Origin of the sequence: Nonomuraea sp. NPDC050202, assembly GCF_040656115.1 — a bacterium.
Lineage (GTDB): Bacteria > Actinomycetota > Actinomycetes > Streptosporangiales > Streptosporangiaceae > Nonomuraea.
Genome location: NZ_JBFALF010000007.1, coordinates 1 through 25,821, shown reverse-complemented (window position 1 = coordinate 25,821; position 25,821 = coordinate 1). Strand labels below are relative to the sequence as shown.

The window sequence follows — 25,821 nt, the reverse complement described above, 5'->3', positions numbered from 1 at the left end:
ATGCGGCGGCTCACCCCCTACCTGCTCGCGCTGCCGAGCTGGATGTGGCTGGCGATCTTCCTGGTCGTGCCCATGGTCGCGATGGCGTCGGTGTCGCTGCAGACCGGCAACGCCATCGACGGCTTCGCCATGACGTTCAGCTTCTCCAACTACGCGGACGCGATCGGCCGCTACAGCACGCAGCTCGTCCGGTCGCTGCTCTACGGCGGGCTCGCCACCGTGGCCATGCTGGTGATCGGGTACCCGGTGGCGTACTTCATCGCCTTCAAGGCCGGCGCCCGCAAGTCGACGTACCTGTTCCTGCTCCTGCTGCCGTTCTTCGTCTCGTTCGTGCTGCGCACGATCTCGTGGAACTTCCTGCTGTCGGACAACGGCATCCTGTTCGGCACGCTGAAGGGCTGGGGGCTGCTGCCCGCGGACTTCCACGTGCTGGCCACGACGTTCGCGGTGGTGGGCGGGCTGACCTACAACTTCCTGCCATTCATGATCCTGCCGATCTACGTGGCGCTGGAGCGGGTGGACCCGCGGGTGGTGGAGGCGGCCCAGGACCTGTACGCGACGCGGGCGGCGGCCTTCCGGCGGGTGGTGCTGCCGCTGTCGCTGCCGGGGGTGTTCGCCGGGGTGCTGATGACGTTCGTGCCCGCCACGGCCGACCCGATCAACGCGGCCATCCTCGGCGGCACCTCGAACACGATGATCGGCAACATCATCCAGACCGAGTACCTGACCAACCTCGACTACCCGACCGCCTCGGCGCTGTCGTTCACGCTGATGGCGGTGCTGCTGGTGGGCATCTTCATCTACGCGCGGGCGCTCGGGACCGAGAACGTGCTCGAGGCGGCGGCCCGATGAGGGGCGCGCGGGCCGGCGACCGGCTGCTGCACCTCTACACCTGGCTGATCATCGTCTGGCTGTCGTCGCCGATCGCCGTGATGATCCTGTTCGGGTTCAACGACAAGCAGAGCAAGTCCAACACCACCTGGCAGGGCTTCACCCTGCGCTGGTACGCCGAGCTGTTCGACATCTCCGACCTCACCGTCGCGCTGTACAACTCGCTGGTGATCGCCCTGGTCAGCACGGTCATCACGGTCGTGATCGGCACCATGCTCGGCCTCGCGCTCGGCCGGCACCGCTTCCGCGGCCAGGGAGCGACGAACTTCCTGGTCTTCGCCGCCATCTCGACACCCGAGCTGGTCATGGGGGCGTCGCTGCTGTCGCTGTTCGTCTCCGGCAACGTGCCGCGCGACGCCAACACGATCATCATCTCGCACGTGCTGTTCTCGCTGTCGTTCGTGGTGGTCACCGTGCGGGCGCGGGTCGTCACCCTGGACCCCTCCCTGGAGGAGGCCGCCAGGGACCTGGGCGCCACGGCCTGGGGCACCTTCCGGCAGGTGACGCTGCCGGCGATCCTGCCGGGCGTGCTGGCGGGCGGCATGCTGGCCTTCGCGCTGTCCATCGACGACTACGTGGTGACCAGTTTCGTCAACGGCTCGACCGTCACCTTCCCGCTGTGGATCGTCGGCGCGGTGAAGACCGGCATCCCGCCGCAGGTCAACGTCATGGGTACGCTGATCTTCTGCATCGGGGTGCTGATCGCCGTCGGCAACGCGGTCGCGGCGCGCCGCCGTAGCTGAGAACATTCTTCCGGATTCCCCTCCGCAGGTCGCGGAGGGGTTTTCACCTTGGCCAAGAACAGGGAGGCGAGATCGGATTCCGGCGGGGGGAACCCGCGCGTGACACCTCATTGGTCCCGCAATTTTCAAGACTCAGACTTTCGTAAGGGAAGTGGGATTTGTGGATCCGCTGAAGGCGCTGGCTGATGCGGAGCGCAAGCCGTACTGGCTGGACAGCCCGGCCAGACCCGAGCCGCAACCGCGGCTCTTCGGACACACCACCGCCGACCTGGTCGTCGTCGGCGGCGGCTTCTCGGGGCTCTGGACGGCTCTGATGGCCAAGGAGCGCGACCCCTCGCTGGACGTCGTCCTGATCGAGGGCCGCAGGATCGGCTGGGCGGCCACCGGCCGCAACGGCGGGTTCTGCATGGCGACCCTCACCCACGGCCTGGCCAACGGGCTGGAGCGGTGGCCTGAGGAGATCGACCGGCTCGAACGCATGGGGGTCGAGAACCTCGACGAGATCGAGCGCACGCTGGAGCGCTACGGCGTCGACTGCTCCTTCGAACGGACCGGCGAGCTGCACGTGGCCACCGAGGAGTGGCAGCTCGACGGCCTCAACGAGCACCTCGACCTGATCTCCGACCTCGGCCTCGACTACCTGCCGCTGGACCAGGAGCAGGTGCGGGCCGAGGTGAACTCGCCGACCTACCTGGGCGGGCTCTGGGAGCGCAGCGGCTGCGCCATGCTCGACCCGGCGCGGCTGGTGTGGGGGCTGCGGGACGCGTGCCTGCGGCTCGGTGTACGCGTCCACGAGCGCACCCCGGTCCGCTCGATGGCCGACGACGGCACGACGATCACCCTGCGCACGCCGCACGGCACGGTGGGCGCGCGCCAGGTGGCGCTGGGCACCGGGGTGTTCCCGCCGCTGCTGCGGCGGCTGAAGCACTTCGTGGTTCCGGTGTACGACTACGTGCTGATGACCGAGCCCCTGACCGCGGCCCAGCTCGACTCCGTGGGCTGGCGCAACAGGCAGGGCGTGGGCGACTCGGGCAACCAGTTCCACTACTACCGGCTGACCGACGACAACCGGATCCTGTGGGGCGGCTACGACGCCGTCTACTACAACGGGGGCCTGGTCAAGCCGGAGTACGACCAGCGCGACGAGACGTTCGTCAAGCTCGCGCGGCACTTCTACGACACCTTCCCGCAGCTCGACGGGGTGCGGTTCACCCACAGGTGGGGCGGCGTGATCGACACGTGCAGCCGGTTCAGCGCCTTCTACGGGCAGGCGCACGGCGGCCGGCTGGTCTACGCCGCCGGCTACACCGGCATGGGCGTCGGCGCCACTCGGTTCGGCGCGAACGTCATGCTGGACCTGCTGTCGGGCAAGCCCACCGACCGCACCGAGCTGCGCATGGTGAAGGAGAAGCCGATGCCGTTCCCGCCCGAGCCGGTGCGGTCGGGGGTGATCCAGTTCACCCGCTGGTCGATCGCCCAGGCCGACCAGCACCAGGGCAGGCGCAACCTGTGGCTGCGCGCGCTCGACCGGATGGGGCTCGGGTTCGACTCGTAGCCTGGTGTCCATGAGAGTGGAATTCGTTGTGGACGGTCTCACGCTGGCCGGCGACCTGCGGGTGCCGGACGGCGTGGGGCCGTGGCCGGGGCTGGTGTTCACCGGGCCGTTCACCGGAGTGCGTGACCAGGTCACGGGCCTGTACGCGGCCCGGCTGGCCGAGCGGGGGTATGCCACGCTGGCCTTCGACCATCGCAACTGGGGCGAGTCCGAGGGGCTGCCGCGCCGCCACGAGGACCCGCAGGGCAAGCTGCACGACCTGCGGGCCGCGGTGTCGTTCCTGCGGTCGCGGCCCGAGGTGGACCGTGAGCGGATCGGGGCGGTCGGGATCTGTCTCGGCGGGGGATACGCGCTCAAGTTCGCCGCCTTCGACCCCCGGGTGAAGGTGTTCGCGGGGATCGCCGGGGCGTACAACAACCCCTACGCGATGCGCGGCGCGGACCTCGCGCCCTACCTGGACGTGCTGGAGCGGCAGGACCTGGGCGGGCCCGTCGAGTACCTGCCCGCGGTCGCCGGGCAGGGCGAGGCCGCGATGCCCGGTGACGAGCCGTACGCGTACTACGGCGGCGAGCGCGGCGCGTCCCCGCACTGGTCGAACGAGGTGACCAGGGCCAGCGTGCTGGAGCTGCTCACCATGGACAACATGACGGGCAGCGACTTCCTGTCGCCGAAGCCGGCGCTGCTCGTGCACGGGGTCGTGGACCGGTTCTGCACGCCCGAGGGGGCGGAGGAGGTGTTCAGGCGGCTCGACCAGCCGAAGAAGATCGTCTGGGTGGACGCCAAGCAGCACATCGACCTCTACGACCGGGAGCCGTACGTCACTCAGGCCGTGGACGCGACCGCCGATTTCCTGGGCGAGCACCTCTGAGCCCGGCAAGGTAGTGCTGAAGGTCTCGCCAGGAAACCGCCTGGCGGGATGGGCGGGCCCGCCTGGCCGGGCATCATCCGTACGACCCCCGACGAGATCACGGGGGTTCGCGCGTGCGTGGGAAGTGGATGGCCTGGCTCGGGCTGGCGGTCGCGGCCGGTTGCGGGGCCGGGAAGGCGCCGGTCGTGCCCGCCGCGGTGGAGGCGCCGGTCAAGGTCGCACGCTGTGTCCTGAAATTTCGTGACATCCGGGCGGGCAAGGCCGCCCGGGCGCGGCTCGAACGCGACCTCGCCCAGTACGTGCGCGGCCGGCCGGGCCGCATCGTCTACGGCGCGCTGGACCTGGTGACCGGGATCCGGCTGGGGCAGGGGGAGCACGAGCACGACATGATCACCGCCAGCGGTGCCAAGGTGGACATCCTCGCCGCGCTGCTGGCCGGCCGCGACTCCCGCCTCGACGAGGGCGAGCGGGACCTGGCCACCCGCATGATCAGGGAGAGCGACAACAGCGCCGCCGACGTGTTGTGGTCGCGGGTCGGCGGCGGCGGGGCCATGAGCGACTTCTACCGCCGGATCGGGCTGAAGGAGACCACGCCGGGGCCGAGCAAGTACTGGGGCGGCACCAACACCAGCCCCGCCGACCGCATCCGCCTGATGAAGGTGCTCGTCCAGGGCGGCAAGGGGCTGACCGCAGGCGACCGGGGGATGGTGCTCGGGCTGATGGAGCGGGTGCAGAAGGACCAGGCGTGGGGCGTCAGCGCCGCCGCCAGGCCAGGGGATCGGGTGGCGCTGAAGAACGGGTGGACGCCGCGGCCGTTCATCCACCACACGTGGGCGGTGACCAGCTACGGCCGCGTCGTGGGGCCGGGGCGGGACCTGCTGCTGTCGGTGCAGACCGACCGGCAGCCGGGCGAGGGGACGGGCATCCAGACCATCGAGGGCATCGCCCGGATGATCGGCCACCGCCTCGACGACCTGTCCCCGACGAGGACCCGCCCCTGCCCGACGAACCCCATCGCGTGAGCTAGTGCGCGCCGGACAGCACCTCCTCCGAGATGACCTTCGGCACGCCGCGCAGGCCCACCAGGGCGAGCACCGCGACCACGGCCAGCAGGCTCGCCGTGACGAGCGAGGTGAGGTGCACGCCCTCGACGAAGGCCGCCTGCGCCGCCCGTACGAGCTGGTCGGCCTGCCCGGCGGGCAGGGTGGCGGCCAGGTTCAGCGCTCCGGCGATCGACTCCCTGGCGGCCTCGGCCGGGACCCCGGCGGGCACTTCGAGGCCGGCCCGGTAGGCGCTGGTCAGCACCGTGCCCAGGATCGCGATGCCGAGCGCGCCGCCCAGCTCGAACGCGGTCTCCGACACCGCGGCGGCGGCCCCCGCACGCTGCCGCGGCGCCGTGGCCAGCACGTTGTCGTTGTTGACGGTGAAGGCGAACCCGACGCCCATGCCGCCGATCACCATGACCGGCAGCAGCGTCAGGTAGTTCAGCTCGGTGCCGAGCGTGGCGTAGTAGAGGAACGAGCCCGCGTTCATGGCCAGGCCCAGCGCGACCACGCCGTTCCTGCCCAGGGGCCGGATGAGCTTGGCGGCCAGCACGCCGCCCACCGCGCCGCTCAGCCCGCCGGGGAGCTGGGCGAGCCCCGCCTGCAGCGGCGACCAGCCGAGCACGAGCTGCAGGTACCAGGCGAACATCAGCATCATGGCCGACATGGCGAAGATCGCCAGCAGGTTCGTCAGGATCGAGGCGGTGAACGCGCGGCGCGCGAAGAGCCGCACGTCGATGAGCGGCTCGGCGAGCCTGGCCTGCCGCCACACGAACAGCGCGAGCAGCGCGACCCCCGCCACGCCCGCCGCCACCACGTCCGCGTGCTCGACGCCCTTGTGCGCCGCCTCCTTGATCGCGTAGATGGCGGTCACGATGCCGGCGAACGACAGCACCACGCTGACCAGGTCGAGCCGGCCCGCGTGCGGGTTGCGCGACTCCGGCAGCACGAGGATGCCGCCGGCCAGCACCAGCGCCATGATCGGCACGTTGATCAGGAAGACCGAGCCCCACCAGAAGTGGTCGAGCAGCAGGCCCCCGACCACGGGGCCGACGGCGAAGCCCGCCGCGCTCATCCCGCTCCAGACGCCGATGGCCGCGGTACGCTCGCCCGGCTCGGTGAACACGTTCCGGATGATCGACAACGTCGAGGGCATGATCGTGGCGCCGGCCACGCCCAGCAGCGCCCTGGCCGCGATCAGCAGCTCGGGGGTGGGCGCGTACGCGGTGACCACGGAGGCGGCGCCGAACGCGACGGCGCCGATCAGGAGCAGGCGCTTGCGGCCGATGCGGTCGCCGAGGTTGCCCATGGTGACGAGCAGGCCGGCCAGCGCGAAGCCGTACATGTCGCCGATCCACAGCAGTTGCGTGGAGGTCGCGCCGAGGTCGGCCACCAGCCGGGGCAGGGCCAGGTGCAGGACGGTGAGATCGAGGGAGAGCAGCAGCGTGGCCAGGCAGGCGATGGCCAGGCACGCCCATTTGTTCTTCATGCCGCACACTCTGGCCGGGGCGGCTGACGGCGGGCCTACCGTTCGCTGACCGAGCCGCCGAGCTGCGCCAGCGCGGTGTCGATGCGGCAGCGGGTGTCCTCGGTGCTGTACCAGTCGCCGGGGCACACCTCGCGGGCCTGGACCAGCAGGGCACGGGCCGCGCCGGGATCGCCCTGCTCCATCTCGACCAGGCCCAGCCCGAGCAGGGCCCAGGCCAGGATCTCCATGGAGCCGTTGCGGCGCGACAGCTCGCCCGCCTCCGCGTAGTCCGCCCGCGCGCCCGGCAGGTCGTTCAGGGCGATCCGCGCGTCACCGCGGCGGCACAGCCCCTCGGCGGTCTCCGTGGCCGCGCCCAGCTCGCGCGCCAGCGCGAGCGCCTCGTCGGCGAGCGCGTGCGCGCTGCGGTAGTCACCCTGCCGCTGGCGCAGCGTCCCGAGCCCGGACAGCACCAGCACCATGCCCCACCGCTCCCCGATGGCCCTGAACCTGGCCAGGCTAATCTCGAAATACTCCAGCGCCTCGTCGGCCCGGCCGAGAATCTGCAGGACGAACGCATGGCCGCAGCTGGCCAACGCCCGCTTCCAGGGCGGCAGGTCACTGACCTGGTTGACGTAGAACTGCTGCATGGCGTCGAAGTCCTCCGGGGGCCCGGTGAACATCGACAGCAGCATCATCATGAACTCCACCCGCACCGGCAGGTAGTCGATCGGCAGCAGCCGCCGCACCTCGTCCAGCTGCGCGCGCAGCGACTCGTCCATGCCTCCGGCCCAGGCCACGATGAGCACGCACATGCCGTACTCCTCCTCCAGGCCGGGCAGGCGCGTCTCGCCCAGCGCGGCCAGCAGCGCGGCTGCCAGGTTCGCGCTCGCGGTGCGGTGGCCGCGCATCCACCAGTAGCAGGCGCTGTGGGCCAGCAGCCGCATGCCCAGCTCGAACTGCCGGGTCTCGGTCGTCCAGCGCACGGCCGCGTCGAGGTCGCCGCTCTCCTCGTCGAGCCTGGCCAGCCACTCCATCTGCGCGCTGGTACGCAGCAGCGGGTCGGCCGTCAGCAGCAGGTCGAGGTAGTAGCGGGCGTGCGCGTCGCGGATCGAGTCCCCTTCGCCCGACTCCTCCAGCCGTTCCGCGCAGAACGCCCGGATCGTCTCCAGCATCCTGAACCGCCCGTCCGCGAACTCCACCAGCGACTTCTCCGCCAGCGAGAACAGCGCCTCCTCCGGCAGCCCGCACACCCGCTCGGCCACCTCCGGGCGCGCCCCCGCCACGAACGTGCTCAGCCGCCTGGCCATCACCTGCTCGCTCTCGTCCAGCAGGTCCCAGCTCCACGCCACGACCGCGTGCAGCGTCTGATGCCGGGGCAGCGCCGTACGGCTGCCGCGGGTCAGCAGCCTGAACCGGTCGTCGAGCCGGGCCGCGACGTCGGCGATCGACAGCGTACGCAGCCGCGCCGCCGCGAGCTCGATCGCCAGCGGCAGCCCGTCGAGGGCCCGGCAGATGCGTACGACGTGCTCGGCGTTGCCCGCGTCCACCGCGAAGCCGGGCCGAACGGCGGCGGCGCGGTCGGCGAACAGCCGCACCGAGGGATAGCCGAGTGGCTCGTCCGTCTCGGCGGGCGGCAGCCGCAGCGGCGCCACGGGCAGGATCGACTCGCCCGTGATGCCCAGCGCCTCCCGGCCGGTCACCAGCACGCGCAGGTCGGGGCAGGCGGCCAGCAGGTGGTCGGCCAGCTCGGCGGTGGCCGTCACGAGGTGCTCGCAGTTGTCCAGGACCAGCAGCAGCTCACGGTCGGCCAGCGCGGCGACGAGCCTGGCCTCGGGGTCCAGGGTGGGCCGCTCGTGGATGTTCAGCAGGGCGTCGCGGACGCCGAGGGCGGCCAGCACGGCCTGCGGCACGCCGTCGCCGTCGGAGACGGGGGCCAGCGGCACGAAGCACACGTCGCCTGGCTCCTGCGCGGCCGTCTCGATCGCCAGCCGCGTCTTGCCCGCGCCGCCGGGGCCGATCAGCGTGACCAGCCTGCTGTCCCGGAGCCTGGCCCCGACCTGCGCCAGCTCCTCGGCGCGGCCCACGAAGCTGGTGAGCTGCGCCCGCAGCCCCCGCCGCGCCGGCTGCCCTGCCGGACCCTGCGCCCCTGCCTCGGCCCCCGCCCCGGCCCCCGCCCCGGCCCCCGCCCCGGCCCCCGCCCCGGCCCCCGCTCCGGCCCCCTGTGCGGTCCCAGGCGCGGCCCCAGGCGCGGCCGGGTGCGCGGACTCGGGGGCGGCGGGATGCGTGCCGCCGAGTGTTGCCGGGTGCGTGCCGCCGCCGGGTGCGGACGGATGGGCGGGGCCGAGCGCGGTCGGGTGTGCGGGGCCGAGCGCGGGGCCGAGAGCGGGGTCGGCCCTGAGGACGGCCAGGTGGGCGGCGGCCAGCTCGGCGCCGGGCTCGATGCCCAGCTCCTCGTCAAGCAGCTTCCTGGTCTCCTCATAGACGGTCAGCGCCTCCGCCTGCCGGCCGCTGCCGTACAGGGCGCGCATGAGCTGGGCGCGCAGCCGCTCGCGCAGCGGGTACGCGGCCGTGAGCTGGCTCAGCTCGGCCACCAGCTCCCGGTGCCTGCCGAGGTCGAGGTCCGCCTGCGCGCGGTCCTCCGTGGCGGCCAGCCGCAGCTCCTCCAGGGCCGCCGCGGCTGCGTCGGCGTGCGGGGCGTCCACGAGCGGCGCGCCCCGCCACAGCTCCAGCGCCTCGCGCAGCAGCGCCGCCGCCCGCTCGGGGTCGCCGCCGGCCAGCGCCTGCCGGCCCTCGGCCGCCACCAGCTCGAACCTGCGCGCGTCCACGTCCCGCGGGTCGGCGACCAGCCGGTACCCGGCCGGGTGGAACTCCACCCGGTCCCGCCCCAGCGCCCGGCGCAGCCGGGACACCTGCGACTGCAGCGCGTTGGCCACGCCCTCGGGGGGACGGGGGCCGTACATGCCGTCCACGAGCTGCTCCGCGCCGACGATGCGGCCCGCGTGCAGCGCGAGCAGCGTCAGCAGGGCACGCACGCGGGGGCCGCCGAGCGTGACCGGATCGCCGTCCTCGCCCAGCACGTTGGTGGGCCCGAGGATCTGGAAGCGCATGTCTCGATTATCGCGGCAACCAGGCGACGATCTCGGCATATGTCGGCATCCCTGGGGCCTGCTCACCGCGGGCGGCGAGCGCCGTGCCCAGCGCCGCCGCCAGCGCGGCCCGGTAGAGCAGCGACCCGGTGCTCACCCTGGCCACCCCGGCCTCGGCCAGCCGGGCCAGGCTGGGCCCGCCCTGCTGGTAGAGCACGTTGAGCGGCAGCGGCGTGCTCGCCGCCACCTTCGCGATCTCGTCCAGGTCGCTCAGCCCCGGCACGAAGACGCCGTCGGCGTGCGCGTAGGCGTCCACCCGTTCGGCGGTGCCCTCGCCGGTCCCCAGCCAGTACGTGTCCGTGCGCGCGTTGACGAACACGCCGTGCCCCTTGGCCGCCTCGATGATCCGCTGCTGCAGCCCGATGGGGCGCAGCGTGCCGTCAGGACGGCCGTCCTCCAGGTTGACGCCCGCCACGCCCAGCGCCGCCAGGCCCGCCACCAGCTCGCCCACCTCGGCCGGGTCGTCGCTGAACCCGCCCTCGATGTCCACCGTCACCAGGACGCCCAGGCCGCTGATCGCCTCCGCCAGCTCGATCGTCTCGGCCCTGGTGGCGCCGGCCGCGTCGGGCCTGCCGTGCACGGCGGCCACGCCGAGGCTGGTCGTGCCGATCGCAGAGAAGCCGTGCGCGGCCAGGTAGGCCGCCGAGCCGTAGTCCCAGGCGTTGGGCAGCAGCAGCGGATCGCCGGGGCGGTGCAGGTCGTGGAAGTTCACTTCAGCAGTCCTTCCAGTACGCCCGCGGCCAGCGCGAGCGCGTGCTCGGGGGCGGGGCAGGGGCGCACGCCGTGGCCGAAGGTCAGGTGCGGGACGTGGCCGCGCGCGGGGTCGTGCGCGCCGGGGTCGCGGTTGACGGCCACCAGGTCGATCGTCACCTCGTCGCCGGTGCGCGTGTCCAGCCTGCGGGTGGCCTTGAGCGGCGGGTCGTGCCTGAGCGTCTCGCCCAGCAGCTCGTCGATGTCCTGGTCGGGGCCGGCGTGCGCGAGTGCGGTCTCGATGAGCCCCTCCGTGGCGGCGTGCGCCTGCAGCAGCAGCGTGATCACCGGGATGCCGGCCAGCTTCAGCAGCTCGGCCACGGCGGCGTCGGCCTGCGGGCTCTCCTCGCCCGACAGGTAGCCGGCCGCGGCGGCGGGCACCGCACCGGTGTCCTCGACTCCTAGCGCCGCTCCCAGCACGGCCGTCGGCACGCCACGCCAGTCGCCGCCCCGCTGCCTGGTCAGCGCCTCGGCGGCCGATCGCAGCCCGGCGGGGTCCAGCCCGCTCAGCAGTTCGACCAGCTCGTGGCGCCGCCGCGCGTGCGTCTCGCCGGTGCTGAACCGGGACACGCGGGCACGCAGCCAGGCCAGCGTCCCTTCCGTGCCGTCCTGGCGTACGGGTGGCGGCACGTACCGGGTGTCGGAGAGCACCGCCGTGGCTTCGGCATGTCGGGTGATGAGCATGAGGTCACGCTAGGGCGCAGTCCTTTCGGCGGCGGTCGAAATGTCGCGGACAGGACGGGGGTGCCGTGCGGTGGAAGCGCGTCAGGTGGTGGAGCGTGTCCGCTGGAGAGGCGTGTCTCGGGGGAAGCGCGTCAGGCGGCCAGCCGTTCCTGGGGCTCGCGCTCGGGGACCTCGGCCGGCTCGGCGGGTACGGGCTCGCTCTTCGCGACGGCCCGGCCGGAGAAGGTGGCCAGCGCCATGGCGATGAGCAGCGCCATCTCGGCCAGCACGACGCCGCGCTCCAGCGTCCCGTAGTAGCCGCCGCCGTTGATCAGCGACGAGGTGATGGAGGCCGGATGGGCCGCCAGGTAGATCGCGAGCGTGGCCGCGGCGGCCACGCTGAGCGCGCGCACCGCGTTCCACCCGGACGCCGCCGCCCGGCCCTTGGCCAGGACCCAGCCGGCGACCGGCAGCGAGGTGAACACGACCGCCGCCGACCAGCGGTGGATCTCGCCGGAGAGCGTACCGATCTGCGAGGTGCCCGGGTCGGTCGGGAAGATCGCGCTCATCATCAGCCCCGCCGCCCCGGCCACCAGCAGCACCCGGGTGGGCGCGGTGCGCGCGGGGTCGAGGGTGGCCAGCCCGTACGCCAGGCACAGGCAGGCCGCCGCCAGCGCCAGCATCCCGATCAGCACGGGCACCAGGCCGCCGGAGACCAGCGCGTAGTCGCTGAGCAGCACCTGGGTGGGCAGCGCCACATCCGCGTACGCGAGCGCGCCGGCCGACACCAGCGTGCCGATCATCGTGCCCCAGACGCTCTGCCTGGGCGTCATCGCATCACCTCGTCGTAGATCCGCTCGAACCGGGCGAGCGACGCCTGGTCGTCATGGGTGAGTGCCAGCTCCCTGCTGGCCTTGCCGAGCCGGGCGCGCAGGCCGTCGTCGGCGAGAACGGTCGCCAGGTGCCGGGCCAGCGCGACCACGTCGCCCGGCTGGTACAGGTAGCCGTTGCCGTCCACCAGGTGCGGCAGCGCCATCGCGTCGGCGGCCACCACGGGCAGCCCCGAGGCCATGGCCTCCAGCGTGGCGATGCTCTGCAACTCGGCGACGCCGGGCATGGCGAACACGTCGGCGGCGGCGAAGGCCTGCGGCATGTTCTCGTCGGCCACGAAGCCGAGGAAGAACACCCGCTCGCTCACGCCGATGCGCCTGGCCAGCCGCGTCAGCTCCTCCCGCTGGTTGCCCTTGCCGACGAAGGCGACCTGCGCGTCGGTCTCGTTGAGCACCAGCGGCAGCGCGCGGATCACCTCGTCGAGGCGCTTCTCCTCGTCGAGGCGGCCGACGAACAGGATCGTGGGCCGGTCGGGCAGGTCGAACATCTTGCGCGCCCACGCCTTGGGCTCGGTGTGCGGGTAGAACCTGGTCAGGTCGATGCCGCAGGAGACCGGCTCGACGCCGCGCCCGAAGCCCTGGTCGGCCAGCAGCTTGGCGGCCAGCGGGGTGGGCGTGGTGATGTGGTCGGCCCGGTTGAAGATGCGGCTGAAGTCACGCCAGGCCAGCTTGCCCGCCTTCTCCCGCAGCCGCGCGGGGATGTGGGCGAACTGGAAGAGGTTGTCGGGCATGAAGTGGTTGGTGGCCACGATCGGCACGCCGGCCCGGCGGGCGGCGGCGATGGCGGACCTGCCGACCACGAAGTGACCCTGGGTGTGCAGCACGTCGGGCTTGATGATGGAGACGAGCCGGTCGAGCCGGGTCGGCACGGTGAAGCGCATGGTCGGGTGGACCAGCAGCGGCGCCGAGCGCAGCCGGTGCACGATCACGCCGTCGGACACGTCGGCGCTGGCCGGGCCCAGGTCCGACTGGCAGACCACGTGCACCTCGTTGCCCCGCGCGGCCAGGCCCGTGGCCAGGCGATGGGTGAAGTAGGCGGCGCCGTTCACGTCGGGTGGGTAGGTGTCGGACGAGATGAGGATGCGGCGCGGGCGCTCGGGGGCGGGGGAGAGCGCGGCGCGGTCGGGGACGCTGTGCAGGGGCATGGCCATGTCGATGAACTCCGATGTCAGGGATGGCTTGGGGAGAGCCGTGAACTGGGGAATCTCATGCGGGGTCGTGGTGGGCCTCCAGCGGGCTGGTCCGCGCCAGGGCGACGGTGCCCGCGGCGGTCAGCAGGGCCGCCAGGACCGGCAGGATCCCGGTCGGCAGCGGCTCGCCCAGCAGCAGCGCGCCGAACGCCACCGCGGTCAGCGGGTCGGCGATCTGCAGCGAGGCGAAGGAGACGCCGAAGTGCCCGACGGCGTAGGCCCGCTGGAGCATCACCAGCGCCAGCAGCGCGGGGACCGGCAGCGCCAGCAGGTACCACCAGTTCCAGGCGCCGTCCACCAGCACCCGCATGAGGGTGGCGGTGGCGCCGTACAGCACTCCTGAGCTGGTCGCCAGCAGCGCCGCCCGGCCGGCGGGCGAGACCGCCTTCGAGCCGGCCCACAGCAGCACCGCCGCCACCCCCGCCACGCCCAGCAGCGTGAGCACGCCGTTCGGGCTGAGCTGGGTGGGGCCGTGCGACTCGGGGACCAGCAGCACCAGCCCGATCAGCCCGGCCGCCACCACGCCGGCGGACACCAGCTCGGCGCGCGACGGCCTGCGGCCGTGCAGCGTGGCTGCCAGGGGCAGCGCGAACAGCAGGCTGGCCACGCCCATCGGCTGCACGATCGTCAGCGGCCCGAGCCCGAGCGCGACGATGTGCAGGCCACCACCCGCCAGGATGGACACGCCGCCGAGCAGCCAGCGCGGCCTCCTGAGCAGCGCGAGCAGCCCCGGCTTGGCGGAGCCGACCGCCTCGAACTGCTGCAGCGCGGCCCCGAGCGCGAAGAACAGCGAACCGACCAGGGCGATCACCGCGGCCAGCACAGTCATGCGCACTCCTTTCAGACGGATGGTTGCCAGGCAGGGTCAAACGGACGTGTCCGCAGGAAGACGTTCCGGGGAAGCCTTGATGGCGCGCTTCTTCCTGACCCATCGCACGATCTCCACCACGGCGGTGATGGACAGCGCGATGCCCAGGCCGAGCAGCAGACCCTTGATCGGGTCGTTCTCGAACGCCATCCCGCCGAAGTAGCCGATCAGCCCGGAGTACACCGCCCACGAGCTCGTCGCGATCGCGTCGAAGAAGGTGAACGAGCGCAGCGGATGCCGCACCGCGCCCATGGTCAGCGTGGTCGCGGTACGCCCCCCGGGGATGTACCTGGCCACGACCAGGACGAGGCCGCCCCGTTCTGCCAGGGCGCCGCGCGCCCAGACGAACGCCTTCTTGTCGCGCAGCCTGCCTGACGACTTGTTGCCGATCAGGTAGGAGATGTGGTCCCCGGCGAACGCGCCGAGCGCGGCCACCAGGATGACCAGGGCCAGGTTCGGCTCGCCGGAGGCCGCGGCGAACACCCCCGCCGTGATCACGGACGTCTCGGCGGGCACGACGGGGAAGAACCCGTCGAGCAGCGCCAGGCCGAACAGCGCGACATACAACCACGGCGACGACATCACCTGCTCGACGAGGTCGAGGATGGCGTGCGACATGAGTGTGTACTCCGATCGTTAGGGCACTCACACAGCCTGACGGCGTGTGGCGTCCGGGAACATCGGGGATGCCCCCGGTCGAACGCGGTCCTTTCCCTTACGCGGGTCAGGGCCGATACCCCTTGAAACTAGGAACTCCGCAGTTCACGGCACATCGGACGATCGGCACGCACTACCCCCTACTTTCGTCGGGGGGAGGGCCTGCGACCTCCGGATGACACCTTCGATCAAACCGGTTCTCGCCGGTGGAATCAGGAGTGGAGATAGGCGCATTCGTGGTGGGGCTAGCCCCACCACGGTGGTGGACGGCACCCCACCCCCGACTTTCGTCAGGGGCGCCACCTGACTTCGGACGGCATCCGCTTCCCGGCACTGCCGATACCGTCGGTGCGGTGAGACGTCTTCGCCGGGGGAACCGCCGCCAGGTGGTCTATGACGTGCTGCTCTTCGTCGCGCTCGGCGTTTTCGTCGCCGCCATGGGGCCCGACCCGTTCCAGGACCCCGCCGGGTTCGGGATGGTGACCGTGCCCCGCTGGGTGCTCGCCGCGGTGGCCGTGCTCGTCGGCCGGCCCTACCCGCTGGCCGCCCTGGTGCTGCTGCTGCCGCTGGGGCCGTGGCGGTTCAGCGAGGGGTTCGCGACCGTGGACCTGAGCTGGCTGCTGCCCCGGCGCAACGTGAAGATCCTGCCGCTGCTGCCGACGTCGCCGTTCATCGCCTGGTACGCGTACCTGACCGGGCGGCGCATGGCCAGGGGAGGGCCGGCGCTGGTCGCGTTCTGCCTGATCGCGCTGGTGGGCGTGGTGGTGGTGCTGAGCAGGGGCGGCGATCTGGCGCTGTGGGTGTCGATGGCCACCGCGGTCGCCGGCACCTACGTGGTGCCGCACCTGTTCGGGGTGCTGCGCCGCAAGCTGCTGCAGCAGCGGCGGCAGGCCAGGATGTCGGCCGAGGCGCAGGCCAGGCTGCGGGAGCGGGCCAGGATCGCGCGCGAGATGCACGACTCGCTCGGCCACGACCTGGCCCTGATCGCGGTCAGGGCGGCGGGGCTGGAGCTGGCTCCCGGGCTCGCCCCCGCCCAGGTCAAGGCGGCGGGGGAGCTGCGGCTCGCGGCGGCCGACGCCACCGAGCGGCTGCGCCAGATCATCGGGCTGCTGCGCGAGGACTCCGACGCGGCGCCGCTGGCCCCCGTGGGCGAGGAGGTCCCGGAGCTGGTGCGCCGGGCCGCCGACTCGGGCATGTCGATCTCCCTCGACCTCGCCCCCGGGCCGGTGCCCGGCCTGGCCGCCGCCGTGGTGCAGGAGGGGCTCACCAACGCCGCCAAGCACGCGCCGGGGGCCGCCGTGGCGGTCTCGGTCGCGCCGCACCTGGTCCGCGTACGCAACGGGCCGCCGCGCTCCAGGCCCACCGCCAGGACCGGCGGGCTGGGGCTGGCGGGCCTGCGCGAGCGCGTACGCCTGGCCGGCGGCACGCTCACCGCCGGACCGGCGGGCGACGGCTTCGAGCTGACCGTGACACTCCCCCACGAGGGGGAGGAGGATCCCCGCTAGGCGGGAGGGCCCAGGCAGCCGGACGCGCGACGCTCGGAGCATGACGCAACCCGCACCGAGCGCCGACCACCGGCCCCGCCAGGTCGTGAGCACCACGGACCTCGCGCCGGGCATCGGCCGCCGCACTGCCGCGATCGTGGCGGTGGCGGCCATGCTGCCCTACCTCACGCTCAAGATCCTCTGGCTGACCGGCAGCTCCCTCGGCGTGAGCGACCCGAGCCTGATGAGCGACCCGGCGATGGTCGGGCTCAACGCGATGACCTTCGGCATGGACGCCGTGGGCCTGCTGCTGGCGCTGGCCTTCACCGCGCGCTGGGGCATGCGGCTGCCCGCGCTGCTGGTGCTGCTCCCGCTCTGGGTGGGCACCGGACTGCTGTCGGTGATCGTCGTCACCGCGCCGATCGTCGTCGCGGCGGCCGGGACGGCCGCGTTCAGCGGCGGCCCCATCGCGCCGTGGGTCTACATGATGGTCTACAGCGGTTTCCTGGCGCAGGGCGTCGGCCTCATGGCGGCCTTCGCCCTGTACGCCCGCGACCGCTGGCCGGCCGCCTTCACCACGGCCACCGGCCTGCCCTTCCCCAGTCCCACGAGGCCGCTGCAGGCGATCCTGGCCTGGGCCGCGCTGCCGGTGGCCGTGGTGCTGGGCGGCGTGCGGCTCGTGCAGGCCTTCGAAGGCCCGGCAGCGGCGGCGGCGCAGAGCGGGGTCAAGGGCCTGCTCGCGGTCGCGGGGGCCGTCGCGCTGGTGATGATCGTCCGCAGGCGGGGCGCCGGCCCGTTCTGGCGCCCGCTGGTGGCGGCCTGGCTGGGCTCGGGCTCGCTGTTCGCCTGGGGCCTCTACGTGCTGATCATCCGGTCCGTGGGCGGGCCGATGGCCGCGGGGGCGGGCGACCCGGCCGACCTGGTGGAGCTGTTCGGCATGCTGACCGGGCTGGTCATGGGGTTGTGCGGGGCGTTCCTGCTGATGGAGCGGTCAGGTGTGCGCGACGTGCAGCCGGTGCAGGAGCCGCTTGAAGGCGATGATCGAGAACGTGATCGCCGTACCGCTGATCACGGCCACCGCTGACGTGCGCAGGATCATGAACGCGCCGAGCGAGCCGCCGATCGACTCGTAGACGGCCAGGAAGATGCTCAGCGTGGAGTTCATCAGCAGCACGAACGCCCACAGCAGCGTGATCCTGGCGAAGAACCGGCGCACCCGCTCGTGCTTGAGCACCGCGGACGGCAGATGGATGTAGTCGAGCGTGAGCTTCTGCACGAGCGGCCTGTTCAGCCGTACGGAGGCGAGGAAGGCGATGCTGATGCAGATCGTGCCCATCTCGGGCTGGATGAAGAACCACATCCAGGTGCCCGTCCAGAACGCCACGATCGCCCGGATGGTGATCGCGAACGCGGCCAGGTACATGGTGGCGGGCACCTTGACCCGTTTGACGAGCCGCCAGGCCACACCCAGGTAGACCCAGGCGACGGTGAGGGCCAGCGCCCACTTGAAGCCGAGGACCACCATGGCGAGGTAGAAGACGGCGAGGGGGGCGACCACGCCTTCGAGCAGCCGGGGAGCCGCCTGCAGGGCGAGCGCGGTGAGGCGTGGGAGGGCGACCGGTGGATGGTTCAAGGCTGCTCCGCAGATAGGCCGACGATCGACGTCTACCCGGGCTTCGGGGGACCAGGCGTTTCGGATGGATCGCTCGACGTCACCGATGCGTCCATCACCGCCGTCCCGGGAAGCACGCCGGTGGCCTACCGTACCCGAGGAGGAGGGATGGGACTGCCTCTTTTGACGCGTTCCATCTGTCTCCACGAAAACAGCGCAACCTTGAATACGGCTTTCATCCGAGTGACGCTGTGGCGAGCTTCGCGCCGAACCCCAGGAAGACGGCGCCGACGCCGGAGGTGAGCCCGGCGCTGAGCCGGCGGTGGCGGCGGAACTGCGCGGCCAGGAAAGTGCCGCCGAAGATCAGGCCGGTCAGGTAGAGGAAGCTGAAGAGCTGGATGACCGCGCCCAGGATGACGAACGACAGCGCGGGGTTGGCGTAGGCCGGGTCCACGAACTGCACGAAGAACGACAGGAAGAACAGGATGGCCTTCGGGTTCAGCAGGCTGATCGTCAGGGCCTTGCGGAACGGTCGCGTGCGGGCGTCCACCTTCTCGGCCGGGGTCTCCGTCGTCCGGGCCGATCGCCATGACTTCAGGGCGCCGCGGAGCATCTGGAAGCCGATCCACGCGAGGTAGCCCGCGCCGGCGTACTTGACGATCGTGAACAGCAGCGGGTTGGCCCGCAGGAGCGAGGCGGCGCCGGCGGCGGTGAGGAACATCAGCACCGTGTCGCCGACGAAGACGCCCGCGGCGGCCCGGTATCCCTGCCGGACACCGTGCTGGGCGGCGTAGGAGAGCACGTACAGGGAGTTCGGGCCGGGCAGGAGGATGATCAGGAAGGCGCCGACGACGTAGGCCCAGAAATCCGTGATACCGAAGAACATGCCGCTTGCTCCTGGGAAGAATGGTGACATATCACGGTATCCGGTGATCAGGCGTACCAGATGCCTCCGTAGGCCTGATGGTGGCCGAGCGCCCGGTACGCCGCGTCCACCAGCGCCTGGCCGCGCGGGTTCACGCCGAGCCCGGCGCCCTGCCTGCTCATCGTGTAGCCGAACGCCAGCCGCGCCGCCGGATCGCAGAACCCGATCGAGCCGCCCATCCCGACGTGCCCGAACGCGCTCTCCGGCAGCAGCACGCCCTCGCTGTCGGGCTCGGGCAGATGCCGGTTGTCCACCGCCTTGACGAAGCCCAGCGCGAAGTGGGTCGGCGCGAGCAGCACCGCGTCGGCGCCGGCCGAGGCGGTGAGCGACATGAGCGCCAGGTGCTCCCTGCTCACCAGGTCGCCGCCGCCCAGCGACAGCGGGCGGTACATGCCCGCCAGTCCCCGCGCGTTCGTGATCCCCCCGACGGCCCCGATCTCGGCGGCGTGCGCCGCCCTGCTGTCGGACTCGCCGGCGCCCATGTAGCCGCCCTCGTGGGCCAGCACCGCCGCCTGCACCGAGGTGCGGTCGCCGAACGCCTTGAGGTAGAACGAGGCCGGCGCCTGAGGCGGATCGGCGGGCACGGTCGGCGCGACCCGCCCCTCCTGCTCCTCGGGCAGCCCCAGCCAGAAGTCCAGCCCGAGCGGCTCGGCCACCTCCTCGCGGAAGAACGTGCCGAGCGAGCGCCCGCTCACCCGCCGCACCACCTCGCCCACCAGGTAGCCGAAGGTGAGCGCGTGGTAGCCGTGCCGGGTGCCCGGCTCCCAGTACGGCTCCTGCTCCGCCAGCCGCCCGGCCATCAGCTTCCAGTCGTAGAAGGCACCGGGCGGCAGCGGCTCGCGCAGCGCGGGCAGCCCGGCCTGGTGGGAGAGCAGGTGCCGGACGAGCGTGCCGCCCTTGCCGCGCACGCCGTACTCGGGCCAGTAGCGGGTCACCGGCGCGTCCAGGTCGAGCTCGCCGCGCGAGGCGAGCACGTGGGCGCACAGCGCCGTCGCGCCCTTCGTGCACGACCACACGTGCCCGATCGTGTCGCTCGCCCAGGGACGGCCGGGCGCCGCCTGCCCGCCCCACAGGTCGACGGCCACCTCGCCGCCGACGATCACGCACACCGACGCGCCCAGCTCGCCGCGGCGGGCCAGATTGGCCTCGAACTCCTCGCGCACCTGGGAGAACATGGGGTCACAAGTGCCATGCACGGTCATTTCCCGAATGCATCACGAATGTCGGCGCGTGTAAACCGATGACTTTCCACCCCGGCCCTGGTCAGAAGTGCAGACAAGGAAGGAGCACGAGATGGATCTCGGAATCGGACTTCCCGTGACAGGCCCGCAGGCGAACCCGGAGGAGATCGTCCGCGTGGCCCAGGCGGCCGAGCGGGCGGGGCTCGGCGCGGTGTGGACCTACGAACGCCTGCTGCGGCCCGCCCAGCCCTGGATGCTGGGGCTGGAACAGGTCATCCCGCTGCCCGAGGAGAGCGCCTCCGTGTACGACCCGCTGGAGACCCTGTCCTACCTCGCGGCGAGGACCAGCACGATCCGCCTGGGCACCACGGTCATGGACGTGCTGTTCCACCCCCCTGTCGTGCTGGCCAGGCGCCTGGCCACGCTCGACCGGCTCAGCGGCGGCCGCGTCTGGGCCGGGCTGGGGCAGGGCTGGATGAAGCAGGAGTTCGAGGCGGCGGGCGTGCCCGTCAAGCGGCGCGGGGCGGGCTTCGCGGAGCACGTGGAGGCCATGCGCGCGTGCTGGGGCCCCGACCCGGTGAGCTTCTCCGGCCGTTTCTACACGATCCCCGAGTCGGGCATCGGGCCCAAGCCGACGGGGCTGACCCTGCTCGGGGGCGCGGCGGCGCCCGCGGCGGTCGAGCGGGTGGCCGGCCTCGGGCTGGGGCTGACCACGGTGGTGTTCGACTGGGATCAGCTCGCCCAGGGCGTCGAGGCGTACCGCAAGGCCGGCGGCGCGGGCCCGCTGGTGATCCAGGTGAACGGCACGGTCAGCGAGCGCCCGCTGGACGAGCGCGCACCGCTCACCGGCTCGCCGGAGCAGGTGGCCGAGGACCTGTCGCGGGCCAGGGCGCTGGGCGCCGACCACGTGCTGTGGCAGCCGATCGGCTTCGACATGGACGGGCTGGTCGAGCGCATCGCGGAGATCAATACCCATTGACGGTATAGGGAATCGGTCTATATCTGGAGAGATGACCCTCTGGACTCCGGATCCCACGTTCTACCCGTTCCCCAGAGACGCCGCCGGCGCCCCCGCCGAGAAGCTGGCCTACGTCGCCGCCTTCGACCGGGCGGCGGCCCGGCCCGACGCCCTCGCCGTCATCGACACCGACCCGTCCTCGCCCGCCTACGGCACCGTCGCCGGCTGGACCGACCTGCCCAACACGGGCGACGAGCTGCACCACTTCGGCTGGAACGCGTGCAGCAGCGCCCTGTGCCCGAACGCGCCGCACCCGCACGTGGAGCGGCGCTACCTGGTCGTGCCGGGCCTGCGCTCCTCGCGCATCCACATCTACGACACCAAGGACCGGATCAGCCCCGAGCTGGTCAAGGTGATCGAACCGGAGACGCTGGCCCGCCGCGCCGGCTACTCGCGCCCGCACACGGTCCACTGCGGCCCCGAGGGCCTGTACGTCTCCGCGCTCGGTGGCGCCGACGGCAGGGACGGGCCCGGCGGCATCGCGGTGCTCGACCACACCTCGTTCGAGGTGATCGGCCAGTGGGAGCTGGACCGGGGGCCGCAGTACCTGGCCTACGACTTCTGGTGGCACATCAACCAGGACGTGCTGGTCCCCTCGGAGTGGGGGACGCCGTCGATGATCGAGGACGGGCTGGTCGGGGAGCTGCTGCTCGGCCGCAAGTACGGCCACAAGCTGCACTTCTGGGACCTGCGCAAGCGTGCCCACGTGCAGGAGGTGGACCTCGGCGACGAGCACCAGATGCCCCTGGAGCTGCGCCCCGCCCACGACCCGACCCGCCTGTACGGCTTCGCCGGCGTGGTCGTCAGCGTCGAGGACCTGTCGGCGTCCGTCTGGACCTGGTTCCACGAGGACGGCCGCTGGCAGGCCCGCAAGGTCATCTCCATCCCCGCCGAACCGGCGGACGCCGACCGCCTGCCGCCGATCCTGCAGCCGTTCGGCGCGGTGCCGCCGCTGGTCAGCGACATCGCCCTGTCGGTGGACGACCAGCGGCTTTACGTCTCGTGCTGGGGGACGGGGGAGATCAAGCAGTTCGACGTCGCCGACCCGTTCAAGCCGGTCGAGCTGGCCTCGCTACGGGTGGGCGGCATCGCCCACCGGAACCCGCACCCCGCCGACCCCCGGCTCCCGCTGCGCGGCGGGCCGCAGATGGTCGAGGTCAGCCGCGACGGCCGCCGCGTCTACCTCACCAACTCCCTGTACGGCGCCTGGGACGACCAGTTCTACCCGGACGGGGTGGGCGCCTGGATGGCCAAGATCGACACGGACGCGTTCACCTTCGACACCCGCTTCTTCCCCCACGGGGACGACTTCCGCGGCCTGCGCCCCCACCAGGTGCGCCTGCAGGGCGGCGACGCCTCCTCCGACTCCTACTGCTACCCGTGACGCTCACCGCCGTGCTCCTGCTGGGCGCCTTCCACGGCCTCAACCCGGCGATGGGCTGGCTCTTCGCCGTGGCCCGCGGCCTGCAGGAGCGCAGCCTGGACCGGCTGCTGCAGTCGATCCCGGTGATCGCCCTGGGTCACCTCGCCTCGGTGGCCCTGGTGGCCCTCGTCGTCGCCGCCACCGGCTCGCTGGTCACGGGCAGCGTCCTGTCGATCGGGGGCGGGGTGGTGCTGGTGGGCTTCGGACTGTGGCGGCTGCTGTCCCGCAGGCACTTCCGGTGGGTGGGGATGCGGCTGTCGCTGTGGCAGCTGGCCGGCTGGTCGTTCCTGATGTCGTCCGCCCACGGGGCCGGGCTGATGCTGCTGCCGGTCTTCACCGGCCTGCACGCGCAGGGCCACGCGGGTCACGCCGCCTCCGGCGGGCTGGGCGTGGCGGCCCTGCACACGCTGGCGATGTTCGGGGTGGCCGGGACCGTCGCCGTGGTCGTCTACCGGGTCGCCGGGCTGACCGTGCTGCGGCGGGCCTGGTTCAACGTGGACCGCATGTGGGCCATGGCCCTGGTGGCGGCCGGGGTCATCACGCTGGCCCAGGTCTGACACCGCCCTGCCACGGACCTGTCAGCGGCATCACACGGTGCGGCACCACCGTGGACAGCGTGATGACGGTGGTGCTGCGCCGCACCCCGGGGATGGCCAGCATCCGGTCGATGACCTGCTGGAGGTGCTCGTGGTCGCGGCCCGCGATCCGGCACAGCACGTCGCCGGGACCGGTCACGATGTAGGCCTCCAGTAGCTCGGGGATGGCCTCCAGGGTCGCCGAGATGTGCTCGCGGGCCGCCTGCTCGACCTCCAGCGTGGTGAACGCCTGCACCGGGTGCCCGAGCGCGGCGGGGGACAGGGCCGGACCGAAACCCGTGATCACGCCGTCGGCGACCATGCGGTCGAGCCGGGCCTGGACGGTCCCCCGCGCCACCCCCAGCAGCCGGGCGATCTCCAGCAGGCCGCTGCGCGGGCGTTCGGCGACCAGACGGAGGACGGCGCGGTCGAGATCGTCGAGACCGTGGCGGCGTGCTGGCATATTCGCCTCCCATGGGGGGTTTTCGCTGTCAGATCGGCAGCATGTGAGGGGCACTGTTGTCAGATCCGGCACCCGGGCCGAGACTTGCGATCTTATGGAGCACCGGCACCCGTTCGTTCCCTACAGGCCCGAGCGCTACGCGCCCGAGGAGATGGTCAGGCGCGGCGAGGAGTTCCACCGGCTGGTGGACCGGCGGCGCAGCGTGCGGCACTTCAGCCCGGAGCCGGTGCCGTACCGGTGTGTCGAGCTGGCCGTGCGGGCCGCCAACACCGCGCCGTCGGGGGCGCACCAGCAGCCGTGGAAGTTCGTGGTGATCGGCGACCCGGAGACCAAGCGGCGCGTGCGCGAGGCGGCCGAGACCGAGGAGCGGCAGAACTACGAGGGCGGCCGGCTGCCGCCCGAGTGGCGGGCGGCGCTGGAGCCGCTGGAGACCGGCTCGGACAAGGGCTACCTGGAGGTGGCGCCCTGGCTGGTGGTCTGCTTCGCCGAGAAGTACGGCCTGACCTGCGAGGGCGAGAAGGTCCGCCACTACTACGTCAACGAGAGCGTGGGCATCGCCTGCGGCCTGTTCATCACGGCGCTGCACGTCATGGGCCTGTCCACGCTCACGCACACGCCGAACCCGATGGCCTTCCTCGGCGAGATCTGCCGCCGCCCGGCCAACGAGCGGCCCTACATCCTGTTCCCCGTCGGGTACGCGGCCGAGGGGAGCGAAGTGCCCGATCTGGCCAGGAAACCGTTGGAGGAAGCCCTTATCCCCATGTCCGTAAATTTGGGTCTTTCCTAGGTCTTCCAACCTCATCACTCTCAGTTCAGGCGCGAGTCAGTACCCCATCCGGCGCGCCTGAGGAGGACGAGGTGAAACGCCGTTTAGTCATCCTGATGGCCGCCCTCAGCCTGATCTGCCTGACCGGCATGACGGGCGCGGGCGCCACCGCCGAACCGCCGCCCAACAAGCAGTACCGCGTGTCCGGCCCGGCCGACGCCCGGCAGCGCAGTGCCGTGGCGGCCACAGGAGCCGCCATCGAGGAGGTGGCCACGGACTCCGTCGTGGTCACGGCCACGGAAGCCGAGGTCTCCGCGATCAGGCGGCTCGGCTACCGGGTCGCGGAGGTGCCCCGCCCGACACCCCCGTCCGCCGACGCCTTTGACTTCCCGCCGGCGGACTCGCAGTACCACAACTACGCCGAGATGAACGCGGAGATCAACGCCCTGGTGGCGGCCCATCCGACGATCATGAGCCAGTCGAACTACGGCACGTCGTACGAGGGCAGGAACCTGCGCCTGATCAAGATCAGCGACAACGTGGGCACGGACGAGAACGAGACCGAGGTCCTGTTCACCGCCCACCAGCACGCCCGCGAGCACCTCACGGTCGAGATGGCGCTGTACATCATGCACCTGCTCACCGACAACTACGGCAGCGACGCGAGGATCACCAACCTGGTGAACACCAGGGAGATCTGGATCATGCCGGACATGAACCCGGACGGCGGCGAGTACGACATCGCCACCGGCAGCTACCGCTCCTGGCGCAAGAACCGCCAGCCCAACTCCGGCTCGTCGGCCGTCGGCACCGACATGAACCGCAACTGGGCCTACAACTGGGGCTGCTGCGGCGGCTCGTCCGGCTCGACGTCGAGCGAGACGTACCGGGGCGCGAGCGCCGAGTCGGCGCCCGAGGTCAGGGCGGCGGCCAACTGGGTGCGCAGCCGCGTGGTCGGCGGCGTCCAGCAGATCAAGTCGCACATCGACTGGCACACCTACAGCGAGCTGATCCTGTGGCCCTACGGCTACACCTTCAACGACACCGCCCCCGGCCTGACCCAGGACGACAGGGACGCGCACGCCACCCTCGGCCAGAACATGGCCTCCACCAACGGGTACACGCCCGAGCAGGCCAGCGACCTCTACATCACCGACGGCACCATCGACGACTGGATGTGGGGCGTCTACAAGATCTTCAGCTTCACCTTCGAGATGTACCCGACCGGCTCCAGCCCGGGCTTCTACCCGCCGGACGAGCAGATCGTCCCCCAGACGACCCGCAACAGGGAGGCGGTGCTGCGCTTCCTGGAGTACTCCGACTGCGTCTACCGCATCATCGGCAAGGAGGCCCAGTACTGCGGCACCGGCAACCCGCCGGTGACCGTCTGGTCGGACACGTTCGAGACGGCCACGGGCTGGACCGCCAACCCGTCCGCCACCGACACCGCCACCCTCGGCCAGTGGGAGCGCGGTGACCCCGAGGCCACCACGTCCAGCGGCGCCAAGCAGCTCGGCACCACGGTCAGCGGCACGAACGACCTGGTAACCGGGCGGCTGGCAGGCTCCTCGGCAGGCGCGTACGACGTCGACGGCGGGATCACCTCGATCCAGTCGCCGCCGATCACCCTGCCGTCCACCGG

24 protein-coding genes are annotated in these 25,821 nt (G+C 72.0%); 12 read left to right on the top strand and 12 right to left on the bottom strand.

Annotation, left to right across the window (positions count from 1 at the left end):
• From AB0I79_RS21120 to AB0I79_RS21100, 5 genes are all read left to right on the top strand, one after another.
• Positions 1–852 (top strand): ABC transporter permease, encoded by an 852-nt coding sequence (locus AB0I79_RS21120; RefSeq protein ID WP_357875377.1) that lies wholly within the window; start codon positions 1–3, stop codon positions 850–852.
• Entirely contained in the window at positions 849–1,634 is a 786-nt protein-coding gene (locus AB0I79_RS21115) for an ABC transporter permease (RefSeq protein WP_357875375.1), read from the top strand. The genes AB0I79_RS21120 and AB0I79_RS21115 overlap by 4 nt, the downstream gene beginning before the upstream one ends.
• Positions 1,635–1,794: 160 nt before the next feature.
• Positions 1,795–3,189: an FAD-dependent oxidoreductase gene (locus AB0I79_RS21110; RefSeq protein WP_357875373.1), complete on the top strand. Its 1,395-nt coding sequence runs from the start codon at positions 1,795–1,797 to the stop codon at positions 3,187–3,189.
• Positions 3,190–3,199: 10 nt separating this feature from the next.
• On the top strand, positions 3,200–4,057 hold the full coding sequence (locus tag AB0I79_RS21105; protein ID WP_357875371.1) for an alpha/beta hydrolase: 858 nt from the start codon (positions 3,200–3,202) through the stop codon (positions 4,055–4,057).
• A gap of 113 nt (positions 4,058–4,170) precedes the next feature.
• On the top strand, positions 4,171–5,079 hold the full coding sequence (locus AB0I79_RS21100; protein ID WP_357875369.1) for a serine hydrolase: 909 nt from the start codon (positions 4,171–4,173) through the stop codon (positions 5,077–5,079).
• Between the two features lies 1 nt (position 5,080).
• Here the strand turns inward: AB0I79_RS21100 and AB0I79_RS21095 are convergent, their stop codons facing one another.
• The 8 genes from AB0I79_RS21095 to AB0I79_RS21060 form a co-directional block, all read right to left on the bottom strand.
• Positions 5,081–6,589 carry an MFS transporter gene (locus AB0I79_RS21095; protein WP_357875367.1) on the bottom strand — a complete coding sequence of 503 codons (1,509 nt, stop codon included), beginning with the start codon at positions 6,587–6,589 and terminating at the stop codon, positions 5,081–5,083.
• A gap of 35 nt (positions 6,590–6,624) precedes the next feature.
• Positions 6,625–9,675 carry a BTAD domain-containing putative transcriptional regulator gene (locus AB0I79_RS21090; protein ID WP_357875365.1) on the bottom strand — a complete coding sequence of 1,017 codons (3,051 nt, stop codon included), beginning with the start codon at positions 9,673–9,675 and terminating at the stop codon, positions 6,625–6,627.
• 7 nt (positions 9,676–9,682) lie between these two features.
• Entirely contained in the window at positions 9,683–10,426 is a 744-nt protein-coding gene (locus AB0I79_RS21085) for an isocitrate lyase/phosphoenolpyruvate mutase family protein (protein ID WP_357875363.1), read from the bottom strand.
• Positions 10,423–11,148, bottom strand: coding sequence for a hypothetical protein (locus AB0I79_RS21080; protein WP_357875361.1), 726 nt, complete (start codon positions 11,146–11,148; stop codon positions 10,423–10,425). Before AB0I79_RS21080 ends, AB0I79_RS21085 begins: the two co-directional genes overlap by 4 nt.
• A gap of 131 nt (positions 11,149–11,279) precedes the next feature.
• A complete protein-coding gene (locus tag AB0I79_RS21075; RefSeq protein WP_357875359.1) occupies positions 11,280–11,960 on the bottom strand; it encodes a DUF998 domain-containing protein in 681 nt (226 codons plus the stop codon).
• A complete protein-coding gene (locus AB0I79_RS21070) occupies positions 11,957–13,162 on the bottom strand; it encodes a glycosyltransferase (RefSeq protein ID WP_357875963.1) in 1,206 nt (401 codons plus the stop codon). The genes AB0I79_RS21075 and AB0I79_RS21070 overlap by 4 nt, the downstream gene beginning before the upstream one ends.
• Before the next feature lie 61 nt (positions 13,163–13,223).
• Positions 13,224–14,036, bottom strand: coding sequence for a DMT family transporter (locus AB0I79_RS21065; protein WP_357875357.1), 813 nt, complete (start codon positions 14,034–14,036; stop codon positions 13,224–13,226).
• A gap of 36 nt (positions 14,037–14,072) precedes the next feature.
• Positions 14,073–14,693 (bottom strand): DedA family protein, encoded by a 621-nt coding sequence (locus AB0I79_RS21060; RefSeq protein WP_357875355.1) that lies wholly within the window; start codon positions 14,691–14,693, stop codon positions 14,073–14,075.
• Between the two features lie 392 nt (positions 14,694–15,085).
• Between AB0I79_RS21060 and AB0I79_RS21055 the strand changes: the two genes are divergently transcribed.
• Together AB0I79_RS21055 and AB0I79_RS21050 are read left to right on the top strand one after the other, a co-directional pair.
• Entirely contained in the window at positions 15,086–16,237 is a 1,152-nt protein-coding gene (locus AB0I79_RS21055) for a histidine kinase (RefSeq protein ID WP_357875353.1), read from the top strand.
• A gap of 40 nt (positions 16,238–16,277) precedes the next feature.
• A complete protein-coding gene (locus tag AB0I79_RS21050; RefSeq protein ID WP_357875351.1) occupies positions 16,278–17,300 on the top strand; it encodes a hypothetical protein in 1,023 nt (340 codons plus the stop codon).
• On the opposite strand, the gene AB0I79_RS21045 is transcribed toward AB0I79_RS21050, so the two are convergent.
• From AB0I79_RS21045 to AB0I79_RS21035, 3 genes are all read right to left on the bottom strand, one after another.
• Positions 17,208–17,849: a VC0807 family protein gene (locus AB0I79_RS21045; protein WP_357875349.1), complete on the bottom strand. Its 642-nt coding sequence runs from the start codon at positions 17,847–17,849 to the stop codon at positions 17,208–17,210. The two genes, AB0I79_RS21050 and AB0I79_RS21045, sit on opposite strands and share 93 nt — an antisense overlap.
• 214 nt (positions 17,850–18,063) lie before the next feature.
• The gene (gene leuE / locus AB0I79_RS21040; RefSeq protein ID WP_357875347.1) at positions 18,064–18,714 is read right to left on the bottom strand and encodes a leucine efflux protein LeuE; all 651 of its coding nucleotides are present in this window, start codon (positions 18,712–18,714) and stop codon (positions 18,064–18,066) included.
• Between the two features lie 47 nt (positions 18,715–18,761).
• Complete coding sequence (locus AB0I79_RS21035) at positions 18,762–19,928, bottom strand: serine hydrolase domain-containing protein (RefSeq protein ID WP_357875345.1); 1,167 nt, start codon at positions 19,926–19,928, stop codon at positions 18,762–18,764.
• Between the two features lie 118 nt (positions 19,929–20,046).
• On the opposite strand from AB0I79_RS21035, the gene AB0I79_RS21030 reads away from it, so the two are divergent.
• Genes AB0I79_RS21030 through AB0I79_RS21020 form a run of 3 tightly spaced genes read left to right on the top strand, consistent with a single transcriptional unit; the run spans position 20,047 to position 22,932 of the window.
• Complete coding sequence (locus AB0I79_RS21030) at positions 20,047–20,913, top strand: TIGR03619 family F420-dependent LLM class oxidoreductase (protein WP_357875344.1); 867 nt, start codon at positions 20,047–20,049, stop codon at positions 20,911–20,913.
• A gap of 31 nt (positions 20,914–20,944) precedes the next feature.
• The gene (locus AB0I79_RS21025; protein ID WP_357875342.1) at positions 20,945–22,336 is read left to right on the top strand and encodes a selenium-binding protein SBP56-related protein; all 1,392 of its coding nucleotides are present in this window, start codon (positions 20,945–20,947) and stop codon (positions 22,334–22,336) included.
• On the top strand, positions 22,324–22,932 hold the full coding sequence (locus AB0I79_RS21020; protein ID WP_357875961.1) for a hypothetical protein: 609 nt from the start codon (positions 22,324–22,326) through the stop codon (positions 22,930–22,932). The genes AB0I79_RS21025 and AB0I79_RS21020 overlap by 13 nt, the downstream gene beginning before the upstream one ends.
• On the opposite strand, the gene AB0I79_RS21015 is transcribed toward AB0I79_RS21020, so the two are convergent.
• Positions 22,913–23,413, bottom strand: a complete 501-nt coding sequence (locus AB0I79_RS21015) for an Lrp/AsnC family transcriptional regulator (protein ID WP_357875340.1) — start codon at positions 23,411–23,413, stop codon at positions 22,913–22,915. The two genes, AB0I79_RS21020 and AB0I79_RS21015, sit on opposite strands and share 20 nt — an antisense overlap.
• A gap of 94 nt (positions 23,414–23,507) precedes the next feature.
• Here AB0I79_RS21015 and AB0I79_RS21010 point away from each other — a divergent pair, with 94 nt between their 5' ends.
• Positions 23,508–24,200, top strand: a complete 693-nt coding sequence (locus AB0I79_RS21010; protein WP_357875338.1) for a nitroreductase family protein — start codon at positions 23,508–23,510, stop codon at positions 24,198–24,200.
• 71 nt (positions 24,201–24,271) lie between these two features.
• Positions 24,272–25,821 (top strand): M14 family metallopeptidase (locus AB0I79_RS21005; protein ID WP_357875337.1); only part of this gene is annotated, 1,550 nt, incomplete at its 3' end.

Bases quoted from the DNA above. Each gene is read 5' to 3' on its own strand.
- AB0I79_RS21060 (WP_357875355.1), bottom strand. From the start codon at position 14,693: ATGTCGCACGCCATCCTCGACCTCGTCGAGCAGGTGATGTCGTCGCCG.
- leuE (WP_357875347.1), bottom strand. From the start codon at position 18,714: ATGTTCTTCGGTATCACGGATTTCTGGGCCTACGTCGTCGGCGCCTTC.
- AB0I79_RS21025 (WP_357875342.1), top strand. From the start codon at position 20,945: ATGACCCTCTGGACTCCGGATCCCACGTTCTACCCGTTCCCCAGAGAC.
- AB0I79_RS21090 (WP_357875365.1), bottom strand. From the start codon at position 9,675: ATGCGCTTCCAGATCCTCGGGCCCACCAACGTGCTGGGCGAGGACGGC.
- AB0I79_RS21105 (WP_357875371.1), top strand. From the start codon at position 3,200: ATGAGAGTGGAATTCGTTGTGGACGGTCTCACGCTGGCCGGCGACCTG.
- AB0I79_RS21075 (WP_357875359.1), bottom strand. From the start codon at position 11,960: ATGACGCCCAGGCAGAGCGTCTGGGGCACGATGATCGGCACGCTGGTG.
- AB0I79_RS21070 (WP_357875963.1), bottom strand. From the start codon at position 13,162: ATGCCCCTGCACAGCGTCCCCGACCGCGCCGCGCTCTCCCCCGCCCCC.
- AB0I79_RS21065 (WP_357875357.1), bottom strand. From the start codon at position 14,036: ATGACTGTGCTGGCCGCGGTGATCGCCCTGGTCGGTTCGCTGTTCTTC.
- AB0I79_RS21080 (WP_357875361.1), bottom strand. From the start codon at position 11,148: ATGCTCATCACCCGACATGCCGAAGCCACGGCGGTGCTCTCCGACACC.
- AB0I79_RS21050 (WP_357875351.1), top strand. From the start codon at position 16,278: ATGACGCAACCCGCACCGAGCGCCGACCACCGGCCCCGCCAGGTCGTG.
- AB0I79_RS21115 (WP_357875375.1), top strand. From the start codon at position 849: ATGAGGGGCGCGCGGGCCGGCGACCGGCTGCTGCACCTCTACACCTGG.
- AB0I79_RS21030 (WP_357875344.1), top strand. From the start codon at position 20,047: ATGGATCTCGGAATCGGACTTCCCGTGACAGGCCCGCAGGCGAACCCG.
- AB0I79_RS21120 (WP_357875377.1), top strand. From the start codon at position 1: ATGCGGCGGCTCACCCCCTACCTGCTCGCGCTGCCGAGCTGGATGTGG.
- AB0I79_RS21035 (WP_357875345.1), bottom strand. From the start codon at position 19,928: ATGTTCTCCCAGGTGCGCGAGGAGTTCGAGGCCAATCTGGCCCGCCGC.
- AB0I79_RS21015 (WP_357875340.1), bottom strand. From the start codon at position 23,413: ATGCCAGCACGCCGCCACGGTCTCGACGATCTCGACCGCGCCGTCCTC.
- AB0I79_RS21010 (WP_357875338.1), top strand. From the start codon at position 23,508: ATGGAGCACCGGCACCCGTTCGTTCCCTACAGGCCCGAGCGCTACGCG.
- AB0I79_RS21095 (WP_357875367.1), bottom strand. From the start codon at position 6,589: ATGAAGAACAAATGGGCGTGCCTGGCCATCGCCTGCCTGGCCACGCTG.